The 21,439-nt window shown below is 73.1% G+C and carries 14 protein-coding genes; 10 read left to right on the top strand and 4 right to left on the bottom strand.

All coding sequences use genetic code 11. The features are described from left to right. Positions 1-93 precede the first annotated feature (93 nt). From HEK131_RS02550 to HEK131_RS02540, 3 genes are all read left to right on the top strand, one after another. Positions 94-2,868, top strand: coding sequence for a D-alanyl-D-alanine carboxypeptidase (locus HEK131_RS02550; protein ID WP_244333520.1), 2,775 nt, complete (start codon positions 94-96; stop codon positions 2,866-2,868). Positions 2,869-3,033: 165 nt separating this feature from the next. Continuing rightward, the gene (locus HEK131_RS02545; RefSeq protein WP_244333519.1) at positions 3,034-5,028 is read left to right on the top strand and encodes an LLM class flavin-dependent oxidoreductase; all 1,995 of its coding nucleotides are present in this window, start codon (positions 3,034-3,036) and stop codon (positions 5,026-5,028) included. Between the two features lie 154 nt (positions 5,029-5,182). Next, positions 5,183-6,751, top strand: coding sequence for a sodium:solute symporter family protein (locus HEK131_RS02540; protein ID WP_244333518.1), 1,569 nt, complete (start codon positions 5,183-5,185; stop codon positions 6,749-6,751). Positions 6,752-6,818: 67 nt separating this feature from the next. On the opposite strand, the gene HEK131_RS02535 is transcribed toward HEK131_RS02540, so the two are convergent. Further along, positions 6,819-7,934 carry an ADP-ribosylglycohydrolase family protein gene (locus tag HEK131_RS02535; protein ID WP_217461279.1) on the bottom strand — a complete coding sequence of 372 codons (1,116 nt, stop codon included), beginning with the start codon at positions 7,932-7,934 and terminating at the stop codon, positions 6,819-6,821. A 234-nt stretch (positions 7,935-8,168) separates the two neighbouring features. On the opposite strand from HEK131_RS02535, the gene HEK131_RS02530 reads away from it, so the two are divergent. Continuing rightward, positions 8,169-8,711: a DUF2165 domain-containing protein gene (locus HEK131_RS02530; protein ID WP_374201416.1), complete on the top strand. Its 543-nt coding sequence runs from the start codon at positions 8,169-8,171 to the stop codon at positions 8,709-8,711. On the opposite strand, the gene HEK131_RS02525 is transcribed toward HEK131_RS02530, so the two are convergent. Together HEK131_RS02525 and HEK131_RS02520 are read right to left on the bottom strand one after the other, a co-directional pair. Then, on the bottom strand, positions 8,704-9,267 hold the full coding sequence (locus HEK131_RS02525; RefSeq protein ID WP_217461280.1) for a hypothetical protein: 564 nt from the start codon (positions 9,265-9,267) through the stop codon (positions 8,704-8,706). The two genes, HEK131_RS02530 and HEK131_RS02525, sit on opposite strands and share 8 nt — an antisense overlap. Before the next feature lie 59 nt (positions 9,268-9,326). Beyond that, complete coding sequence (locus HEK131_RS02520) at positions 9,327-11,912, bottom strand: bifunctional FO biosynthesis protein CofGH (protein ID WP_244333517.1); 2,586 nt, start codon at positions 11,910-11,912, stop codon at positions 9,327-9,329. 171 nt (positions 11,913-12,083) lie between these two features. Between HEK131_RS02520 and HEK131_RS02515 the strand changes: the two genes are divergently transcribed. The 6 genes from HEK131_RS02515 to HEK131_RS02490 all read left to right on the top strand — a co-directional run bounded on the left by HEK131_RS02515 (position 12,084) and on the right by HEK131_RS02490 (position 18,890). After that, positions 12,084-12,596 carry a hypothetical protein gene (locus HEK131_RS02515; RefSeq protein WP_244333516.1) on the top strand — a complete coding sequence of 171 codons (513 nt, stop codon included), beginning with the start codon at positions 12,084-12,086 and terminating at the stop codon, positions 12,594-12,596. 81 nt (positions 12,597-12,677) lie between these two features. Then, positions 12,678-13,520: a DUF4097 family beta strand repeat-containing protein gene (locus HEK131_RS02510; RefSeq protein WP_244333515.1), complete on the top strand. Its 843-nt coding sequence runs from the start codon at positions 12,678-12,680 to the stop codon at positions 13,518-13,520. A gap of 79 nt (positions 13,521-13,599) precedes the next feature. Then, complete coding sequence (locus HEK131_RS02505; RefSeq protein WP_244333514.1) at positions 13,600-14,625, top strand: ATP-binding cassette domain-containing protein; 1,026 nt, start codon at positions 13,600-13,602, stop codon at positions 14,623-14,625. Further along, entirely contained in the window at positions 14,622-15,404 is a 783-nt protein-coding gene (locus HEK131_RS02500; protein ID WP_217461285.1) for an ABC transporter permease, read from the top strand. The genes HEK131_RS02505 and HEK131_RS02500 overlap by 4 nt, the downstream gene beginning before the upstream one ends. Positions 15,405-15,532: 128 nt before the next feature. Beyond that, positions 15,533-18,472: an AfsR/SARP family transcriptional regulator gene (locus HEK131_RS02495; RefSeq protein ID WP_244333513.1), complete on the top strand. Its 2,940-nt coding sequence runs from the start codon at positions 15,533-15,535 to the stop codon at positions 18,470-18,472. 226 nt (positions 18,473-18,698) lie between these two features. Next, positions 18,699-18,890: a hypothetical protein gene (locus HEK131_RS02490; RefSeq protein WP_217461287.1), complete on the top strand. Its 192-nt coding sequence runs from the start codon at positions 18,699-18,701 to the stop codon at positions 18,888-18,890. 158 nt (positions 18,891-19,048) lie between these two features. Here HEK131_RS02490 and HEK131_RS02485 read toward each other — a convergent pair whose 3' ends face one another. After that, entirely contained in the window at positions 19,049-21,397 is a 2,349-nt protein-coding gene (locus HEK131_RS02485; protein ID WP_244333512.1) for a PQQ-binding-like beta-propeller repeat protein, read from the bottom strand. Positions 21,398-21,439: the final 42 nt, after the last annotated feature.

Below are 21,439 nucleotides of genomic sequence, written 5' to 3'. Positions count from 1 at the left end.
AGGTATGTCGTTCTCGTCTGCCACTACGGGCGAACCCCCACACAGGACACTGGTACATGGTTCGGACAGTGCGCGCGAGTGCGCGTGCGGCGCATGGAGGAGGCATCGGTGGCGGGCGAGTCCCCCGACAGGTCGAAGCAGCACGAGGCGTCGGCGGAACCGGCGTCGGGGAGCGCGGGCGCGGTGCCCGCGGCCCGCGAAGCGGGCTCCGCAGGTTCAGCCAAGGCGACCACCGCCGACTCGGCGGCCCCCGTCGAGGACGAGGAACTCCGCGAGGCGGTCTCGGCTTGGGTCCGTTCGGCCGAGGACGCCTCCGGCGGCTCGGCGAAGGAAAAGCCCTCCGCCGAGGGCGAGTCGGGCACTTCCGCCGAGGGTGCCTCCGGCGGTTCGGAGGAGGGTGACTCTCCGGCCGAGGCCGCGGGTGGTTCCGCCGGTTCGGACGAGGGTGCCTCTCCGGCCAACGCCGAGAGTGGTTCGGCTGGTTCGGCTGGTTCGGACGAGAGTGGCTCTTCGACCGAGGCCGCGGGTGGTTCCGCCGGTTCGGACGAGGGCGCGGCTTCGGCCGACGCCGGGGAGGGTTCCGAGGGCTCGGACGCCTCGGACGCCTCGGACGAAGGTGGCTCTCCGGCCAACGCCGGGGGTGCTTCCGGAGGTTCGGACGAGGGCACGGCTTCGGCCGACGCCGGGGAGGGTTCCGAGGACTCGGACGCCTCGGACGCCTCGGACGAAGGTGGCTCTCCGGCCAACACCGGGGACGCTTCCGGAGGTTCGGACGCGGGCACGGCTTCGGCCCACGCCGGGGACGGTTCCGACGGATCGGACGAGGGCGGCTCTCCGGCCGGCGACCGTGACGGTGCCGATCCGGTCAAGGCCGGGGATTCTTCGAATGGTTCGGGCGCGGAGGGTTCCGCGGACGACGCCGAGGACGCGCCGGAGGAAGGTTCCGGCACCGGGGACGCGAAGGCGGCCGAGGGCGCCTCCAAGGCCGTACCTGACGACACGTTCAAGAAGTCCGGCGCGGACGGGGCCCCGGACGCCACTGACGCCCCTGAGGGCGCTTCCGAGGGCTCCGGTGAGGATTCGCCCCGCGAGGACCCCGAGGGCGCCCCTGAGGGCACCTCCGGCTCCGCTGAGGACTCCGAGGAGGGCGACGCCGAGCCTGCCGACGAGCCCGCCGCCGGGAACGATACCGAGGACGAGGCCGAGGACTCCTCGAAGGGCACCCCCCTCCCGGCCGCGAAGGGCGACGCCGAGCCCGCCGGTGACGTCCCCGAGCGCCCCGGCAAGGACGCCCCCGAGGCCGGTGCCGAGGACAGCCCCGAGGACGCCACCACTCCCGCGGACGCCGTCGACAACCCGACCACCGTCTTCAAGGCCCCCAGGCCCAAGAAGCCGGAGGTCGACCAGCCCACGACCATGCTCAAGCTGGGCGGGAAGCCGAAGCCCGCTCCCGCGGAGCGGGACGCCGAGCGGACCAGCAGGTTCGTCGCGCTCAAGCCCGACCTCAAGGGACCCTCGGCCAAGGCCGAGGAGACGCGGGTCGTGCCCCAGGTGGGCCCGGAGCGGACGACTCAGCAGCCGCTGCCGCCGAAGCCGCCGCTGGACCTGCTGGCGGAGCTGACGAACACGCCCCCGCCGCCGGAGACCCCGGTACGCACGCTGATGCGGCGGGTGAAGATCTGGACGCCGCTGGTGATCCTGCTGGTGGTGATCCTCGGGGTCGTGCAGGCCACGCGCCCGCTGCCGCAGCCCTCGCTGGCCCTGACCGCGAAGGACAGCTACACCTTCGAGGGCGGCAAGGCGGACATCCCCTGGCCCGCCGACGGCCAGGCCGCGCTGGACGTGCAGGGCATCGGCTCGTTCGGCTCCTCCGGTTCCGGCAAGCCCGTCCCGATCGCCAGTGTGGCGAAGGTGATGACCGCGTACCTGATCCTGCGCGACCACCCGCTCAAGAGCGGCGCCGAGGGCCCGAAGATCAACATCGACAAGACCGCCCAGGCCCAGTCGAAGGCGGGCCAGGAGTCCACCGTCGACGTCACGGAAGGTGACAAGATCACCCAGCGTGAGGCGCTGGAGGGCGTGCTGATCGCGTCCGCGAACAACGTGGCCCGCCTCCTCGCCCGCTGGGACGCCGGTTCGGAGAAGGCGTTCGTGGCGAAGATGAACGAGGCCGCCGAGGGCCTCGGCATGGACGGCACGACGTACACCGACCCCTCGGGTCTGACCAACTCCACCGTCAGCACCGCCTCGGACCAGGTGAAGCTGGCCAAGGCCGCGATGGAGATGCCCGCGTTCCGCGAGGTCGCGGCGATGATGTCGTACACCGACTACAAGGGCACGTACCACTCCAACTGGAACCAGCTCGTCGGGCACAACGGCGTCGTCGGCATCAAGACCGGCACCACCACCTCCGCGCTCGGCAACCTGGTCTTCGCCGCGAAGCAGGACGTCGACGGCGAGACCCGGATGATCATCGGCGCGGTGCTGCGGCAGCCGCCGAGCAAGCGGGACAACAGCATCCTCAGCGCCGCCATGGACAGCAGCGACGCGCTGATCCGGGCCGCGCAGGGCGCGCTGAAGTCGGAGACGGTGCTGAAGAAGGGCACGGTCGTCGGGTACGTGGACGACGGCCTGGGCGGCCAGACCCCGGTCGAGGTGACCGAGGACGTGAAGGCGGCCGGCTGGGCGGGCCTGAAGGTGCGGCTCTCCTTCACCTCCAGCACAATCCCGCACGTCGCGAAGGCCGGCACCAAGGTCGGTTCGCTCACCGTGGGTGACGGCTCGGCCGGTGCCGTGAAGGTGCCGGTCGCCCTGCGCGACGACCTGGCCGAACCGGGCCTCGGCAGCAAGCTGACCCGCATCGGCTGACCCCCCGGCAGCCCCCGTACACGCACCCCGCCGTCCGCGCTCCCTCCACAGGGGCCGGGCGGCGGGGTGCGTGCTAGCGTCGCGAATCGGGGCAGGTCACCGGAGACCGCACCCCGGCCGCGCAGGGGGCCGAGAACGGAAGACGGGACACGGGGAGTGCCTGACGTGGCGACAACCGAGCCGAAGCGTGCCGACGGCGCCGAGCCGGACCCGGCGTCGGGCCCCCGGATACCCGCCCCGCCCCCGGAGACGGACCCCCACGGCCGGCCGCCTGCCGGCACCGCCCTGCGGACCCTCGTGCGGACACACCCCGTGCTGTCGGTGACCCTGCTCGCGGGCGTCCTGCACATCATCTGGTTCTTCACCTTCGCCAACAGCGGCGGCGACCTCGCGGCGCAGGACGCCTGGGCGGAGTTCGTCGGCCGGCACCCCGACTCGGCGTACAACCTCGCCTGGTACGGCGGCATGCACCCGGTGTCGTACAGCGTGGTGTCGCCGTACCTGATGTCCGTGCTCGGGGTGCGGACCACGATGATGATCGCCGGCACCGGCTCGGCCGCCCTGCTGACGATGATCCTGTTCCGCAGCCGGGCGGTGCGCAATCCGCTGTGGGCCGCGCTGGCCGGGGTGTTCGCGCTGCTGGGCAACGCGGTGTCGGGCCGGGTGACGTTCGGCCTCGGCACGCTCTTCGCGCTCTGCGCGGTGGCGGCGGTGTTCTGCTGGCCGTACGAGGGCCGGTACGCGCGCTGGGCGACGCCGCTGGCCGCCGCGCCCCTGGCCGCGCTCGCCGGGATCTTCGCGCTGCTCGGCGGCGCGGTGTCCGGCTGGGTGGCGTACGGGCTCGCCGCGCTGTTCGCGGCCGGAGCGGTCGCGGTGGTCTGCTGCTGGCCCTACCGGGGCCGGTACAAGCGCTGGGCGAAGGCGCTGGCGGCCGCGCCGATGGCCGCGCTGGCCACGATGGCGTCGCCGGTGGCGGGGCTGTTCGTGGGGCTGGTCGCGGTCGCGCTGTTCCTGCAGAAGCGGCGGCCGGGCGCGTGGGCGCTGGGGCTGGCTCCGGCGGCGGTCGTGGCCGCGTCGGCCTGGCTGTTCCCGTTCTCCGGCACCCAGCCGATGACGTTCGGCTCGGTGATCATGCCGCTGCTGTACGGGCTGCTGTGCGCGTTCCTGGTGCCCAAGGAGTGGGTCACCGTACGGCTGACGGCGGGCGTGTACAGCCTGAGCGTGGTCCTGGTGTGGCTGATCAGTTCACAGATCGGCTCGAACATCTCGCGGCTGCCGATGCTGTTCGCGGGGGTGGCGCTGGTGGCCGCGCTGCCGTTCACGGCGCCGCGCTCGCGCCGCTGGTACGTGACCGTGCTGGCGCTGGCGGGCTTCGTGGGCTGGATCGGCTTCAAGTCGGTGGACGACGTCGTCCACACGACCCCGGCCGCGTCCTGGGCCCGTGAGCTGGCGCCGCTGGTGCACCAGTTGCAGCGGGCGGACGCGGAGCAGGGCCGGGTGGAGGTGATCCCGGTGCGCTCGCACCGGGAGGCGTCCGCGCTGGCGCCGTACGTGAACCTGGCGCGCGGCTGGAACCGGCAGGCCGACATGGAGCGCAACCCGCTCTTCTACGACGACACCCTCAACTCGGCCAACTACCACGAGTGGCTCCAGCGCTGGGCGGTGCGCTACGTCGTGCTGCCGGCGGTGGACGACCCGGACGGGGACGGCGGGGTGCGCGAGCGGGAGCTGGTGCTGCGCGGGATGCCGTACCTGGACCGGATCTGGAGCGACTCCAACTGGCAGCTCTACCGGGTGACGGACCCGGCGCCGATGGCCGAGCCGAACGCGGTGGTCCGGCGGGCGGAGCAGGGCGAGATGACGCTGGACGTCAGCGCGCCGGGACGGATCCTGGTCCGGGTGCCGTACTCGCCGTGGCTGAGCGTGGTGGACGAGCACGGCAAGAGCCTGACGCCGCCGCAGGAGACCGAGGAGTCGAAGCGGCGCCCCGAGGGTTCGCCGAAGTCGTACGTCAACGTCGACGGCTGCCTGAAGGAGACCCCGGTGGACGCGGCGGGCGACCGCTGGACGGTGCTGCTGGCCCCGAGGGCGGGGACGTACCACCTGGCGGCGCCGTACCAGTTGCCGCGCGGCACGCCCTGCCCGGACGAGCTGAAGTAGCCCAGCATGCGTTCACATTTCTGAACCTGAATCAGAGAACCGAACGATTTTACCTCCCCTTGACTCGACGCTTCCTTGCCGCGCGTCCATGTTCAAACCCAGAGTTCACATTCCTGACTGGCTGACGCCGGCAGCCGAACGCGGGAGGGGAGACATGAACGGTCTCGACTGGGCGGTGCTGATCGGCTATTTCGGCGTGATGGTGGCGATCGGCCTCTGGTCGCACCGGCGCGTGGACGACGTGGGGGACTTCTTCACGGCCGGGGGCCGGATGCCGTGGTGGCTGTCCGGCATCTCCCACCACATGTCGGGCTACAGCGCGGTGATGTTCACCGGGTACGCGGGCATCGCCTACACCTACGGGATCACCTCGTACGTGACCTGGTCGTTCCCGATCGCGCTGGGCATCGCCATCGGCTCCCGGATGTTCGCGCCACGCATCAACCGGCTGCGCTCGCGCCTGGGGGTGTCCTCGCCGCTGGAGTACCTGAAGAACCGGTACGACCTCACCACCCAGCAGGCGCTGGCCTGGTCCGGGATGCTGCTGAAGATCGTGGACGTGGGCGCGAAGTGGGCGGCGATCGCCACGCTGCTGTCGGTGTTCACCGGGGTGTCGCTGAACCAGGGCATCCTGATCACGGGCGCGGTGACCGCCGTGTACTGCACGATCGGCGGGCTGTGGGCGGACGCGCTGACCGAACTCGGCCAGTTCGTCATCCAATTGCTCGCCGGGGTGGCGATGTTCGTGGCGGTGGTGCTGAAGCTCGGCGAGAAGGACATCGGGGTGTTCGGCGCCTTCGACGAGCCGGCGCTCAAGGGTCACGGGGAGCCGCTGGCGGGGCCGTACGGGACGGTGTTCCTGCTGGCGTTCCTGTTCATCAAGCTGTTCGAGTACAACGGCGGGATGCTCAACCAGGCCCAGCGGTACATGGCGACGAGCGGCCCGCGCGAGGCGGAGCGGTCCGCGCGGCTGTCGGCGCTGCTGTGGCTGGTGTGGCCGGTGGTGCTGTTCTTCCCGATGTGGATGGCCCCGCTGCTGGTGCGCGCCCAGAAGCCGGACGGCTCGGACGCGTACGCCCTGATGACCGAACAGCTCCTGCCGCACGGCCTGTTGGGGCTGGTCGTGGTCGGGTTCTTCTCGCACACCATGGCCATGTGCTCGTCCGACGCGAACGCCATCGCGGCCGTGTTCACGCGGGACGTGGCACCGGTGCTGTCGCGGCGGGCGCGCGGGTGGGGCGAGCGGACCGGGCTGCTGGCGGCGCGGGTGACGACGGTGGTCTTCCTCGGGCTGTCGATGGCGGTGGCGACCCAGGTGGACTCCCCCGCCTTCAAGGACATCATCACGGTCGTCATCAAGTGGGTGGCCGGGCTGATGGGGCCGATCGCCATCCCGATGATGCTGGGGCTGCTCCGCCCGTTCCGCCGCTCCGGCCCCACGGCCGCGCTCACCGCCTGGGCGGCCGGCCTGCTGGCGTTCTGGCTGGTCAACTACCCCGTCAACTGGCAGGTGGAGGGCGGGGTGCCGCTCCAGTACCAGGTCTCGGTACCGCTCGCGGTGTCGCTGGTGCTGTACGTGCTGATCGGCTGGGTGAAGCCGGAGGACACCCCGGAGCGGCTGGCGGTCATCGACCGGATCAACACGGACGGCGACGGCACGGCGACCGTCCCGGCACCGGGCCCGGCGGGCGACGACGTGGTGGGGGCACCTCGGAAGGAGTGAGGGCCCCCGGCCCCGGACCTGGCATGGGCCCCGAACCCGGCATGGGGCCCCGGACGGAGCGAGGCCCTCAGGCTCGCGGGTAGCGGGCGAGCCAGCCCGGGGCGGAGCCGGCGGGGCTGTGCAGGGCGGGGCCCTGGGTCATCTCCATGGCGAAGTCGTCGGCGAGTTCGAGGATCGTGGGGCGGCCCTCCAGCTCCGGCAGCCAGGCCGGGGGCAGGGCCGTCTCGCCGTGCAGGGCGCCGAGGAGGCCGCCGGTGAGGGCGCCCGCGGCGGCGGAGGGGCCGCTCTGGTTCACGGCCAGGCAGAGGCCGTGGCGCACGTCCTCGCCGACCAGCGCGCAGTACACGGCGGCCGACAGCAGCCCGTCGGCCGTGCCCTCCCCGGCCAGCTCCGCCACCCGCGCCGGGCTCGGCAGCCCCTGCCGCACGGCGCCCAGGGCGCGCTGGAGGGCGCCGGTGACGGGTTCGTGGCCGGGGCGGGCGGCCAGCAGGCCGAGCGTGCTCTGTACGGCGCCGTCCAGGCTCTCGCCGCGCGCGAGGGCGTGCACGACGACGGCGTACGCGCCCGCCGAGAGGACCGCGACGGGGTGCCCGTGGGTCTGCGCGGCGCACTCCAGGGCCAGTTGGACGACGAGCTGCGGCTCCCAGCCGACCAGCAGCCCGAAGGGCGCCGAGCGGGCGACGGCCTCCGGGCCCACCTCGCCGGGGTTCTTGGGGCGCTCCAGCGTGCCCATCACGTCGTTGCCGAGCCCCAGCAGCAGGGCCCGTGTGGGCCCACGGCGGGCGTACAGCCACTCCTCGCGGGCCAGCCAGCCGTCCTCCTCGCGGCGCTCGTCCGGGCCCCAGTCCCGCTGGGTGGCCGCCCAGCGCAGGTAGGCCCGGTGCAGGTCGGTCGGCGGGTGCCAGGCGCCGGTGTCGCGGCGGACCTGCGCCCGGATCAGGCCGTCCACGGTGAACAGGGTGAGCTGGGTGTGGTGGGTGACGGTGCCGCGTCCGCCCCGGCCCGGCGCGAGGTCGGTCAGGCCCTCGGGGCCGTGGGCGGCGCGGATCGCGTCCAGGTCCAGCGCGTCGACCGGTGCGCCGAGGGCGTCCCCGATCGCGGCGCCGAGCAGGGTCCCGCGCACGCGGCCGCGGAAGTCCTGCTGTTCGGCACGACCCCAGACGGCGCCGCTCGCCGCACCCATCCAGCCCTCCTCGCGCCACCGTCCGCCCGCACGACGGTCAGCACTGTAATGGACCCGGAACGCTCCGATCATCGAGCCGAACGGTCTCCGTCGGACCCATACCGGTCAGGTCCGGACGCTTCCCTCCATCGCGTCCGGCCTTTCCGGCGGCGACAGGGCCTCCCCCGTGAACCGCGCGGCGCACGGCGTCCGAAAGCCGTTCCTGTCCGGTGGAGGTCGGGAAGAATTCCGGTCATGACCATGACCGATTCTGCGGCCCCCGCCGATTCCGCCCGTGCCGCGCGCACCGGGCTCGGGCTCGCCGCCACCGTGCTCACCGGTGTGCTCGCGCTGTACATCGCCCTCGTCGCCCTCGGGAACATCACCGACTTCGGGACGAACCAGCAGTACGTCCGGCATGTGCTGGCGATGGACACCACGTTCAAGGACGACCACCTGATGTGGCGGGCCATCACCAGCACCGCGCTCCAGGACACCGCGTACGTGGTGATCATCGCCTGGGAGACGGTGGCCGCCGCCGTGCTCGTGTGGGGCACCTGGCTGTGGGCCCGGCGGGACGCCGTCCGCGCGCGCCGGTTCTCCACCTACGGCCTGCTGATGCTGATCCTGCTGTTCGGAGCCGGGTTCATCGCCATAGGCGGCGAGTGGTTCGCCATGTGGCAGTCCAAGACGTGGAACGGCGTGGACGCGGCGACCCGCGTGTTCCTGCTCAGCGGGGTCGCCCTGATCGTCAACCACCTGCCGGACCGCGACGGGCGGCGGGAACCGGCTATTTGACGACCGACACCTTGGTCTGCAGGTCACCGAAGGACCACAGTGCGGCTCCGTCCTCCTTGTGGAGGCGGATGCCGCCGGTCCGGGCACCGTTGGCGGGCGGCGGCGAGGCGCCGTCGACGGCGTTGGAGAAGCCTATGTTCACGCCGGACGCGACCGTGAAGTACATGATGTGCTCCACCCGCACGCCGTCCGAGCCGGTCGTCGCCTCCGTGCGCGCGGTGATCGTGTAGCGCCCGGGCTGCGGGTCCACCGTCCCCGGCCACACCGTGAACGTCCGGGACGACTCCCCCGTCGCGTCCACCAGCCAGACCCGGTGCGCGTAGACCGAGTAGACGATCCTGCGGCCCACCCCCGACGCCTCCGGCAGCGCGGGCGGGCCGGAGGGGGTCGGGAGGGCGGACGGGGTCGGGGAGGCCGAGGCCGTGGGGCGCGCGTGCGCGGCCGGGGCCGCGGGACGCGGACCGTGGTCGGCCTGGACGGCGAGGGCGACGACGGCGGCGGTCGCCGCCACCGTAAGTCCGGAGACCCAGGCCCACGAGGGCAGTCGGGCAGCCACGGGTACGCATCTCCTCCGCTGTGGGACCCCTTCTCAGATCCGGGGTCGGATCATCGTACTCAGTCCACGAGGGGCAACAGTTCCGGCAGGTGCCCGTCCGAGGCGCGGGCCGCCGCCCGCCGCTCCTCGGACACCTCGCCGTACAGGGTCGTACGCGGTTTCGCCGGCCGTCCGGCCGCCTCCGCGACCGCCTCCAGATCCCGGACGGACTTGTACGAGCCGTACGAGGAGCCCGCCATCCGGGAGATGGTCTCCTCCATCAGCGTGCCGCCCACGTCGTTGGCGCCGGAGCGCAGCATCTCGGCCGCGCCCTCGGTGCCGAGCTTGACCCAGCTCGTCTGGATGTTGGGGATCCAGGGGTGGAGCAGGAGCCGGGCCATGGCCGTCACCGCGCGGTTGTCCCGCACGCTCGGGCCGGGCCGCGCGATGCCCGCGAGGTAGACAGGCGCGTTGGTGTGGATGAACGGCAGCGTCACGAACTCGGTGAATCCGCCGGTACGTTGCTGGATGCCGGCCAGCGTGCGCAGGTGGCCGAGCCAGTGCCGGGGCTGGTCGACATGGCCGTACATCATCGTGGACGAGGAGCGGATGCCCAGCTCGTGGGCGGTGGTGATGACCTCGGTCCAGGTGGCCGTGGGCAGCTTGCCCTTGGTCAGCACCCAGCGCACCTCGTCGTCCAGGATCTCGGCCGCCGTGCCGGGGACGGAGTCGAGTCCCGCCTCCTTGGCCGCCGTCAGCCACTCCCTGATGGACATCCCCGTACGGCTCGCCCCGTTGACGACCTCCATCGGGGAGAAGGCGTGGACGTGCATGCCGGGCACCCGCTCCTTCACCGCGCGCGCGATGTCGAAGTAGGCGGTACCGGGCAGGTCCGGGTGGATGCCGCCCTGCATGCAGACCTCCACCGCGCCCACGTCCCACGCCTGCTGGGCGCGGTCGGCGACCTGGTCCAGGGAGAGGGTGTAGGCGTCGGCGTCGGTGCGGCGCTGGGCGAAGGCGCAGAAACGGCAGCCGGTGTAGCAGACGTTGGTGAAGTTGATGTTGCGCGTGACGATGTACGTCACGTCGTCCCCGACCACCGACTTGCGCACGTCGTCCGCGATCCGGCACACCGCGTCCAGTGCCGCGCCGTCCGCGTGGAGCAGGGCCAGCGCCTCGGCGTCGGTGAGCTTGGTCGGGTCGTCGGCGGCCGTGCGCAGGGCCTCGCGGACGTCGGTGTCGATGCGCTCGGGGACCATGCCGGGGGCGGCGGCCTCACGCAGCTCGGCCCAGTCGCCGTACACCTCGTCGAAGTCGTCGCGCCGGTCCGAGGTGCGGCCCTCGGTGTCGATGGAGGCGTGCAGGTCGGTGCGGCCGGTGGCGGTGAAGACCTCCTCCGGCTCCTGCCAGGGCAGCCCCTCGGGGAGCACGCCGGGCCGGGCCAGGCCGGTCTCCGGGTCGGCCAGCGCGGCGACGTGCGGGCGCAGCCGGGGGTCCAGCCAGGGCTCGCCCCTGCGGACGAACTCCGGGTACACGCAGAGCCGTTCGCGCAGCTCGAAGCCCGCCGCACGGGACCGCTCGGTCAGCTCCTCGATCTGCGGCCAGGGGCGCTCGGGGTTGACGTGGTCGATGGTGAGCGGCGAGACCCCGCCCCAGTCGTCGATCCCGGCGCCGATCAGCCGCTCGTACTCGCTGTCGACGAGGTTCGGCGGGGCCTGGAGGCAGGCGGACGGGCCCATGATGTGCCGGGCGACGGCGACGGTGGCGATCAGTTCGTCCAGTTCGGCGTCCGGCATGCCGCGCATCGCGGTGTCCGGCTTGGCGCGGAAGTTCTGGATGATCAGCTCCTGGACGCCGTGGTAGGCGCGGGCGACCTTGCGCAGCGCGAACAGCGACTCCGCGCGCTCCTCGTAGGTCTCGCCGATGCCGATCAGCAGGCCGGAGGTGAAGGGGACGGAGGAGCGGCCGGCGTCCTCCAACACCCTGAGCCGTACGGCGGGTTCCTTGTCCGGGGAGCCGTGGTGGGGGCCGCCGGGCTCGGACCAGAGGCGCTCGGCGGTGGTCTCCAGCATCATGCCCATGCTCGGCGCGACCGGCTTGAGCCGCTGGAAGTCGGTCCAGCTCATGACACCGGGGTTGAGGTGGGGCAGCAGGCCGGTCTCCTCCAGGATGCGGATGGAGATGGCGCGCACGTAGGCGATGGTGTCGTCGTAGCCGTGCGCGTCCAGCCACTCGCGCGCCTCGGGCCAGCGGTCCTCGGGCTTGTCGCCGAGGGTGATGAGGGCTTCCTTGCAGCCGAGCGCGGCACCCTTGCGGGCGATGTCCAGCACCTCGTCCGGCGACATGAACATCCCGTGTCCCGCGCGGCGCAGCTTGCCGGGGACGGTGACGAAGGTGCAGTAGTGGCACTTGTCGCGGCACAGCCGGGTCAGCGGGATGAAGACGCTTTTCGAGTAGGTGATGACTCCGGCCCGCCCCGCCGCCTCGAGGCCCGCGTCCCGTACCCGTGCCGCGGACGCGGTGAGGTCCTTCAGGTCCTCGCCGCGGGCCTGGAGCAGCACCGCCGCCTCGAAGACGTCGAGGGCGACGCCGTCACGGGCACGTTTGAGGGCGCGACGCATGGAGTTCTCGGTGGGGCCGGTTCCGGAGGTCGCGGAAGTCGTCATTCGAAGAGCATACGTTCGGGGTGAGCTGGGGCTACGGGCGCTTTCGGGCGGGCCCGCGTGGGTGCCACCCGACACCGGGCGGCACCGGTGGTGGCACCACATGGCGCCATCCGGTGCCACGTGATGCCAATAAGGCTTGCCATGGCGCCACAATGGTGCCAAGCTAACGCCATGGACCTCACCCCGTATGTCGACACCCTTCGCCGCGAACTCGCGGTGGCCGCCGAGGCCGGTGGCGAGGAAGCCCGCGAGCTGGCCGAGCGGCTGACCGCTCCGCTGGAGTCGGCGACCCGCCTGACCATGCTCCACGTGCTCTCCGCCGCGATGGACGAGATCACCCGCGAGCTGGCCCCCGGCTCGGTCGACGTACGACTGCGCGGCCTGGACCCCGAGTTCGTGGTCACGGCCCCGCCCGCCGAGGCCGCCGGGGCGGAGGAGGCGGCCGCCGCGCCGGTCGCACCCCCGCCGGCCGTCGAGGGCGACGAGGGTGGCACCGCCCGCGTCAACCTCCGCCTCCCGGCGCACCTCAAGGCGCGCGCCGAGGAGGCGGCGGGCCGCGAGGGCCTCTCGGTCAACGCCTGGCTGACGCGGGCCGTCTCGGCCGCCGTCGAGGGCGGCGCGCGACCGCGTCCGGCGGAGAAGACCCGCACGATCGGACAGAGCTTCACGGGCTGGGTGCGCTAGCGCCTCCGCCCGCTCCACTTCTCACCCACACCACGTCCCACCTGCGGGGACGCCCTGACGAGCCAAGAGGACGGGACAGCCATGCCTGATTTCGAGACCCCCGAGCCCATCGCGGTCACCGCCCATGTGGGCGCCGGTTCCCTGCGGTTCGCCGCGAGCGACCGCACGGACACGGTCGTCGAGGTACTTCCCCGTGACCCGAAGCGGGACAAGGACGTGCGGGCCGCCGAGCAGACCGAGGTCACCTTCGCCGCCGGCACCCTGACCGTCCGGACCCGGGAGCGCCTGCTCATCGGGCCCTCCGGCCTCGTCGACGTGACGGTGTGCCTGCCCGTGGGCTCCTCCGCCGAGGTGACCGGCTCCTGGACCCAGGTGCTCGGCGAGGGCCGCCTGGGCGAGGTCCGCGTGAAGTCCTCCACCGGCGACGTCCGCCTCGACAGCACCGGCCCGCTGAAGCTGACCGTGTCGCACGGCTCGGTCACCGTGGACCGGGTCGAGGGCGCGGCCGAGATCACCACCAGCAGCGGCAGTGTCCGGGTCGGCACCATCGACGGCCCCGCCGTCCTGAAGAACACCAACGGCACCACGGTCCTCGCCGCCGTCACCGGCGAGCTGCGGGTGAACGGCGCCAACGGCGGCATCGACATCGGGCGTGCCGAGGCGTCGGTCGACGGCGCCACGAGCAACGGCCCCCTGCGGATCGCCGAGGTCGCGCGCGGCGAGGTCCGGCTGCAGACCTCCAACGGCTCCATCGAGATCGGCGTCCGCGAGGGCACCGCCGCCTGGCTCGACGTCAGCTCCACCCACGGCCAGGTGCGCAACGCCCTCGCCTCGTCCGGGGCGCCGGAGCACACCGAGGACACCGTCAAGATCCACGCCCGCACCAACTGGGGCAACGTCGACATCCTCCGCGCCCACGCCTGAGCGCGCGCGCTCCCCCGCTTCCCCCCGCTTCCGCTTCTTCCGCTTCTTCCTCCTTCACCTCGGCCCTCAGGAGGGCTCCATGCCTTCATCTGTCATGCCCACGCCCAGAAAAGCCTCGGACCCGCGTCCCGACGCCGTCTCCGTCACCGGTCTGCGCAAGTCGTACGGCGACAAGACCGTGCTGGACGGCATCGACCTCGCCATCCCGGCCGGGACCGTGTTCGCCCTGCTGGGCCCCAACGGCGCCGGCAAGACCACGACCGTGCAGATCCTCTCCACCCTCATCGCCGCCGACGGCGGCCAGGCCCTGGTCGCGGGCCACGACATCCACACGGCACCGGACGGCGTGCGCTCCGCGATCGGCGTCACCGGACAGTTCGCCGCGCTGGACGACCTCCTCACCGCCGAGGAGAACCTCCTCCTCATGGCCGACCTGCTCCGCCTCGGCAAGCGCGAAGGGCGGGCCCGTACGCAGGAGTTGCTGGAGCGGTTCGAGATCGCGGACGTCGCGAGGAAGCGGGCGGCGACCTTCTCCGGCGGTATGCGGCGCCGGCTCGACCTCGCCATGACCCTGGTCGGCGACCCCCAGGTGATCTTCCTGGACGAGCCGACGACCGGGCTCGACCCGCGCAGCCGCCGCACCATGTGGGACACCGTGCGCTCGCTGGTCGCGGGCGGCACCACCGTCTTCCTCACCACCCAGTACCTGGAGGAGGCCGACCAGTTGGCCGACCGGATCGCCGTCCTCGACGGCGGCCGGATCGTCGCCGAGGGCACCGCCGACGAGCTGAAGGCGCGCATCCCCGGCGCCCACGTGCGGCTGCGGTTCACCGGCCCCGACGAGTACGAGCGCGCGGCGGCGGCCTTCCCCGGCGCCGCGCGGGATGACGAGAACCTCGCCCTGCGGGTGGCGGGCGACGGCGGGCTGGACGCGCTGCGCGCCCTGCTCGACCGGCTCGACGCCGCCGGTGTCCAAGCGGCCGGCTTCTCCGTGCACACCCCCGACCTGGACGACGTCTTCCTCGCGCTGACCGGCCAGGGCACCACCGGCACCCCCCTCCGCGTCGACGCCGACGCCCAGGACGTCAAGGAGACCCAGCGATGAGCACCCTCGGCCACGCCGCGCACGACTCGATGACGATGCTGCGGCGCAACATCAAGCACGCCATCCGCTATCCGGCCGTCTCGCTCGGCAGCTCGATGATGCCGATCCTGATGCTGCTGCTGTTCGTGTACGCCTTCGGGGACGCGATCGGCAGCGGGATGGGCGGCGGGCGCGGCGCCTACCTGGAGTACCTGACCCCCGGCGTGATCGTCATGGGGGTGGCGGCCGGAGCCATGTCGACCTCGATCGCGGTGTGCTCGGACATGACCGAGGGCATCATCAACCGCTTCCGCACCATGAACATCACCCGGTCGTCGTTCATGACCGGGCATGTCATCGGCAGCGTCCTGCAGACGATGGTGAGCCTCGTCCTGGTCGTGGCGGTGGCGCTCGCCCTCGGGTTCCGGCCGGACGCGAACCCGCTGGAGTGGCTGGCCGCCGCCGGGCTCCTCGCGGCCATCGCCTTCGCGGTGACCTGGCTGTCGGTGGCGCTCGGCCTGATCTCCAAGACCGTGGAGTCCGCGAGCAACAAGCCGCTGCTGGTCCAGTTCCTGCCGTTCCTCGGCTCCGCGTTCGTGCCGGCCGGGTCGATGGCGCCGGGCCTGCGCTGGTTCGCCGAGCACCAGCCGTTCACCCCGATGACCGAGGCCCTGCGCGGTCTGCTCACCGGCTCGGCGATCGGTAACAACGGCTGGATCTCGCTCGCCTGGTGCGCGGGGATCGCCCTGGTCGGCTACATCTGGTCCCGCTCGTTGTTCAACAGCACGACCAAGAGCTGAAGCCGCGAGTGTAAAAACTCTGTGGAGTCCCCCGCGCCGCCTTGTGATCGGCGTCTCGCACGGCTGACGCAAGTGCCGTGAAGAAGGCAAACTGGCCCGGGAAGCTGGATTGCCTAGGGGGCGAACGCATGGACGGTGGGCCGCGGGTGCCTGAGCAGCGGGTCTCCGGTTCCGCCGTGCTGCGGTTCGGGGTGCTCGGGCCGGTACGGGCCTGGCGGGGCGAAGTACCGGTCCCCGCCGGCTCTCCACAGCAACGCGCTCTGCTCGCCGCCCTGTTGCTACGGGAGGGCCGCACCGCGACGGCGGCCGAACTGATCGACGCGCTCTGGGGGACCGAACCGCCCCCCAGGGCGCTCGCGGCCGTCCGGACCTACGCGTCCCGGCTGCGCAAGGTGCTCGAACCCGGCGTCCTGGTCAGCGAGTCCAGCGGCTACGCCATCCGGACGCTCGCCCCGCTGGACCTCGCCGTCACCCAGGAACTCGCCGCGCAGGCCGAGAAGGCGCGCGGCGCAGGGGAGTTGGGCGAGGCGAGGGAGGCGCTCAACCGGGCGCTGGCGATGTGGGACGGCGAGGCCCTGGCGGGCGTGCCCGGACCGTACGCGGAGGCGCAGCGGGTGCGGCTGGAGGAGTGGCGACTCCAACTCCTCGAATCGCGGCTGGACATGGACCTGGAGCAGGGCAGTCACGCCGAGGCCGTCTCGGAGCTGACCGCGCTGACGGCCGAGCATCCGCTGCGCGAGCGGTTCCGTGAGCTGCTGATGCTGGCGCTGTACCGCAGCGGCCGCCAGGCGGAGGCGCTGGCGGTGTACGCGGACACCCGGCGGCTGCTGGCCGAGGAGCTGGGCGTGGACCCGCGTCCGGGGCTCAGCGATCTGCAGCAGCGCATCCTGCGGGCCGACCCGGCGCTCGCGGAGCCCTCGGCGCCGGCCGCGGAGCCTCCCGTGGTCCGCGTCCTGCCCGCCCAACTTCCCGCTTCGGTACCGGACTTCACCGGGCGGGCGGCGTTCGTGACCGAGCTGAGCGAGGTGCTGGCCTCGGCCTCGGAGGCGGAGGGCCGGGTGATGGCGGTGTCCGCGCTGGCCGGGATCGGCGGCGTCGGCAAGACCACCCTCGCGGTGCACGTGGCGCACCGGGCCCGTGCCGCCTTCCCGGACGGCCAGCTCTACGTCGACCTCCAGGGGGCGGGCCCGCGCCCGGCGGAGCCGGAGACGGTGCTCGGCTCGTTCCTGCGGGCGCTCGGCACGGCCGACTCGGCGGTGCCGGACTCGCCGGAGGAGCGGGCCGCGCTGTACCGGTCGGTGCTGGACGGGCGCCGGGTGCTGGTGCTGCTGGACAACGCCAAGGACGCGGCGCAGGTCAGACCGCTGCTGCCCGGCACCGAGGGGTGCGCGGCGCTGGTGACCTCGCGGGTGCGGATGGTCGGTCTCGCCGGGGCGCATCTGGTGGACCTGGACGTGATGTCGCCCGAGGAGGCGCTGTCGCTGTTCACCAAGATCGTGGGCGCGGAGCGGGTCGCGGCCGAGCGTAAGGCGGCGCTGGACGTGGTGGCCGCGTGCGGGTTCCTGCCGCTGGCGATCCGGATCGCCGCCTCCCGGCTCGCGGCCCGCCGCACCTGGACCACCTCCGTGCTCGCGGCCAAGCTGGCGGACGAGCGGCGCAGGCTGGACGAGCTCCAGGCCGGCGACCTCGCGGTCAAGGCCACCTTCGAACTCGGCTACGGCCAGCTCGAACCGGCCCAGGCGCGGGCGTTCCGGCTGCTGGGCCTGGCCTACGGCCCCGACCTCTCGCTGGCGGCCGCCGCCGCGCTGCTGGACCTCGGCCCGGAGGACACCGAGGACCTGCTGGAGTCGCTGGTCGACACCTCGCTGCTGGAGTCGGCCGCGCCTGGCCGCTACCGCTTCCACGACCTCGTACGGCTCTACGCGCGGGCCTGCGCCGAGCGGGACGAGCGCGAGCCCGGCGAGCGGGCGGCCGCGCTCTCCCGGCTGCTGGACTTCTATCTGGCCACGGCCGCCCGGGTGTACGCCATCGAGCGGCCCGGAGACCGCACCGTGGAGCATCTGCACCCCCACGGACACGGGGGGCTGTCCTTCGCCGGGCACCGGGACGCGCTGGACTGGCTGTACGCGGAGGCCGACTGCCTGCTGGCCTGCGTACGGCAGTCGGTGGCCGAGGGCAGCCTGCGGCGGGCGGTGGATCTGCTGCTCGTCGCCAAGGACCTCGCCGAATCCGGCGCCGACGCCCACCAGTTCGGGGCCGCCGCGACCGTCGTACGGGACGCGGCCGCGAAGGCCGGGGACGCGCTGGTGGAGGGCCGGGCGCGCACCACGCTGGCCCAGGTGCACCTCAACGCGGGCCGGTTCGACGAGGCGGAGGCGGAGGCCGAGCGGGCGGTGGAGCTGGCCGGGTCCGCCGGTGACCCGTGGATCGACTGCAACGCGCCCAGCGAGCGCGGGATCGTGGCCGCCTACCGCAGCCGGCACGCCGAGGCCGAGACCTACCTCCAGCGCACCCTGACCGCCTACCGCGCGGACGGCAACCTCCCCGGTGAGGCGAGCGCGCTGTGCAATCTGTCGCGGGTGCACCTGTCGATGGGGCGGGTCGACAGCGCGGTGGAGCTGGCCGGGGAGGGCGTCGCCGTCTACCGGCACCTGGGCCTCACCGTCCGGCTGGCGAACGGGAGTTACGCCCTGGGGCTGGCGCTGGCCGAGTCGGGGCGAACCGAGGAGGCGGAGGCCCACCTCACCGAGGCGCTGACCATCTTCCGGGACAGCCGCCAGCGGCTGTGGGAGGGCATGACCCTCTTCCGGCTCGCCGGACTCCGCCTGGCGGACCGCCCGGCGGCCGCCGCGGCCCTGGCCGAGCAGTCCCTGTCCGTCCTGCTGCACGTGGGCGGCGACTGGCGCCGCGCGGGCGTCCTGACCGTCCTCGGCAAGTCCCTCGCCGCCCTCGGTGAGTCGGACCGGGCCCGTGCCTGCTGGACGGACGCGCTGGCCGTCTTCGACCGGCTGGGCTCGGCGGAGGCGGCCACCTTGCGGGAGTTGCTGTCCCCCGCCCCGGCCGGGTGAACGCCGGTCCGCAGAAATGCGCGGGACCCGGCGTTCATCGTTCGTTTATCGTGCCCGTGCAGTCTTTCTCGCAGCCGATTCGCCGACTCGGGGGCGGGCGGGTCGGCAGTGCCGTCGGTCGCCGTAGCGGTGGCCGGCTGTGACCGGGTCCGTCCGGATGCCCTCGGGGGAGCGGCCGGGCGGACCCGGCCGCCACAGCATCACCTCAGAGCAACGGAGTCCGTCGATGAGCGACGCCAAGAAGTCCGACGAAGTCACCACGCAGGAGAGCCACATCACCGGCGAGGGCGCCAAGGCCGCCGCCGCGCCCGAGGTCACTCCTCAGGAGAGCCACATCACCGGCGAGGAGCAGGCCAAGGACGAGCTGGACGACGTCACCACGCTGGAGAGCCACATCACCGTCGGCGACCCGCGCTAGACCGGGGGGACGCACGGGGGAACACACGGGGGAGCGTGAGCCGCTGCGGAGCGGAGGGGGAGCCGCCGCGGCTCACGCGGGAACACGGGAACGGCCGGGTCGGGGGACCCGGCCGTTTCCGTGTTCTTCGCCGTCACGGCCAGCCGCCGCGCGGGCCCTCAGGCCGTACGGGCCGTCCCGGTGCCCTTCTCCGCGTCCAGCGCGTACACGCACCGGTCCTTGCTGCACGCGTACACCACACCGTCCTTGACCACCGGTGAGCCGGTGATCTCGCCGCCGGTGGCGAGCTTCCAGCGCAGTCGGCCGTCGTCGGCCTTGAGGGTGTACAGCAGGTGGTCGGTGGAGCCGAAGTGGATACGGCCCTCGGCGACCGAGGGCGCGCCCACCACGTCGCCGCCCGCCTGGAAGCGCCACTTGGGCGTGCCGGTGACCGCGTCGAGCGTGTACAGCCCCTTGCCGCTGCCGACGTGCACGTGCCCGGCCGCGACCAGCACCGGTTCGACCGAGGAGCGGGCCTCGGTGGCGATGCGCCAGCGGTCGCGGCCGTCGGCGGCGTCCAGGGCGTAGACGGTGCCGAGGTAGTCGGCGAGGTAGACCCCGCCGCCGGTGACCGCGGGGCCCGGCACGAAGGCGGGCGGGCACAGGAACACCGCCGGGGCCTCGAAGTGCCAGCGCACCCGGCCGGTCGAGACCTCGATGGCGAGGACCCGGCTGCCCGCGCTGACGTACACATAACCGTCCGCCGCCGGGGTCACCCGTACGGGCACCCCGCCGCAGGAGGCCGCGTCTCCGATCGGGTACGACCAACGCTCGTCGCCGGTGCGTGCCTCCAGGGCGCGCAGCCGGGCGTCCTGCCAGACGTAGACGGTGCCGTCGTGCACGGCGGGGCCGGCCTCGGGCGACTCGAAGTCGGTCTGACAGCCGGAGATCTCCCACAGCTTGCGCCCGGCGGCCGCCTCCCACGCCTGCACCCCGCCGCCGCGCGTGCCGGTGACGACCGTGCCGTGGTCGGCGTGCAGGGAGTACACCCAGGCGTCCGTGGACAGCCGCCACAGGTCGGTGCCCTCACGCGCGTCCAGCGCGAACAGGGTGGGCCCGTCGGAGGCGTGGATACGGCCGTCCGCGACCGCCATCGACCAGGCCACGTCCCGCGTCTTGAAGCGGCGCCGCCCGGTGGCGACGTCCAGGGCGTGCACCTCGAAGGAGGTGACGTAGACGAGGTCCCCGTCGACGGACGGGGTGCCCCACACGTCGTTGGACATCCGGAACCGCCACGGCCGCCAGCCCGCCGCCGTCTCCGGCAGTTGCGGGGGCACCGCGGGCAGGACGGGGTCGGCGCCGTTGACGCCCGGGCGCGGCCGGGACCAGTTGGCGACCAGTCCGGCCTCCGGCGGCGGCGCCTTCACGGCGGCCGCGCGGGCGTCGGCGACGCGCGGACCGGGCCCGATGGGCACCTTCACCCCGGCCAGCCGGACCGGCCCGGTGTCGGGGCCGCCGGACGGCGCGGGTGCCGGGGACGGGACGACCGGGTCGTAGGACGGCGGCGGGGGCACCGCCGGGCGTCCCGCGCTGCGCGGGCCGGGCGGCAGCGGGGCGGGCTTGGCGGGCGGCCGGCCGCCCCGGCGGGACTCGATGAGGGCGACGGCCTTCTCCGGCAGCCAGGCGGAGGCGGTGCCGGAGTCGTCGGAGCCGGAGCCGAACAGGTGCGGGGCGAGCTGGGCCTGCAGGTCGGCCGGGGAGGGCCGGCCGGGCGCCTCCATCTGCATGCACGCCTCGATCAGCGGGCGCAGTTCGTCGGGCAGGCCGGTGACGTCCGGGCCCTCGCGCAGCAGCATGAACACCGTCTCGACCGGGTTGGCGCCGTGGAAGGGCGGGTGACCGGTGGCGGCGAAGACCAGGGTGGAGCCGAGCGAGAACACGTCGCTGGCGCCGGTGACGCTGCGGGAGTCCTTGGCCTGCTCGGGCGACATGTAGGCCGGGGTGCCCACCGCGACGTTCGTCATCGTCAGCCGGGTGTTGGACACCCCGGAGGCGATGCCGAAGTCGATGACGCGGGGGCCGTCCTCGACCACCAGCACGTTGGACGGCTTCATGTCGCGGTGAACGAGCCCCGCGCCGTGGATGGACTGCAGCGCCTCGGCCACACCCGCCGCGAGCCAGCGCACCGCCTGGGCCGGGAGCGGCCCGCACTCGTTCACTATCTCTTCGAGCGAGGGCGCGGGGACGTACGCGGTGGCCAGCCAGGGCACCGCCGCGCGCGGGTCCGCGTCGACGACGGCGGCCGTGTAGAAGCCGGAGACCGCGCGGGCCGCTTCCACCTCACGGGTGAAGCGGACCCGGAAGAGCTGGTCCTCGGCCAGCTCCGTGCGGACCGTCTTGATGGCCACCCGCCGCCCCGACGCCGAGCGCGCCAGATAGACCAGCCCCATGCCGCCGGCCCCCAGCCGGCCCAGCACCTCGAACGGCCCGATCCGCCGCGGATCGTGCTGCGTAAGCTGATCCACCACTTGCCTGCCACCTCCCCGTACGAGCCGCGTCTTCCGCCTTTG

This window comes from Streptomyces seoulensis (assembly GCF_022846655.1).
Lineage (GTDB): Bacteria > Actinomycetota > Actinomycetes > Streptomycetales > Streptomycetaceae > Streptomyces.
This window is presented reverse-complemented; position numbering and strand designations above follow the sequence as displayed.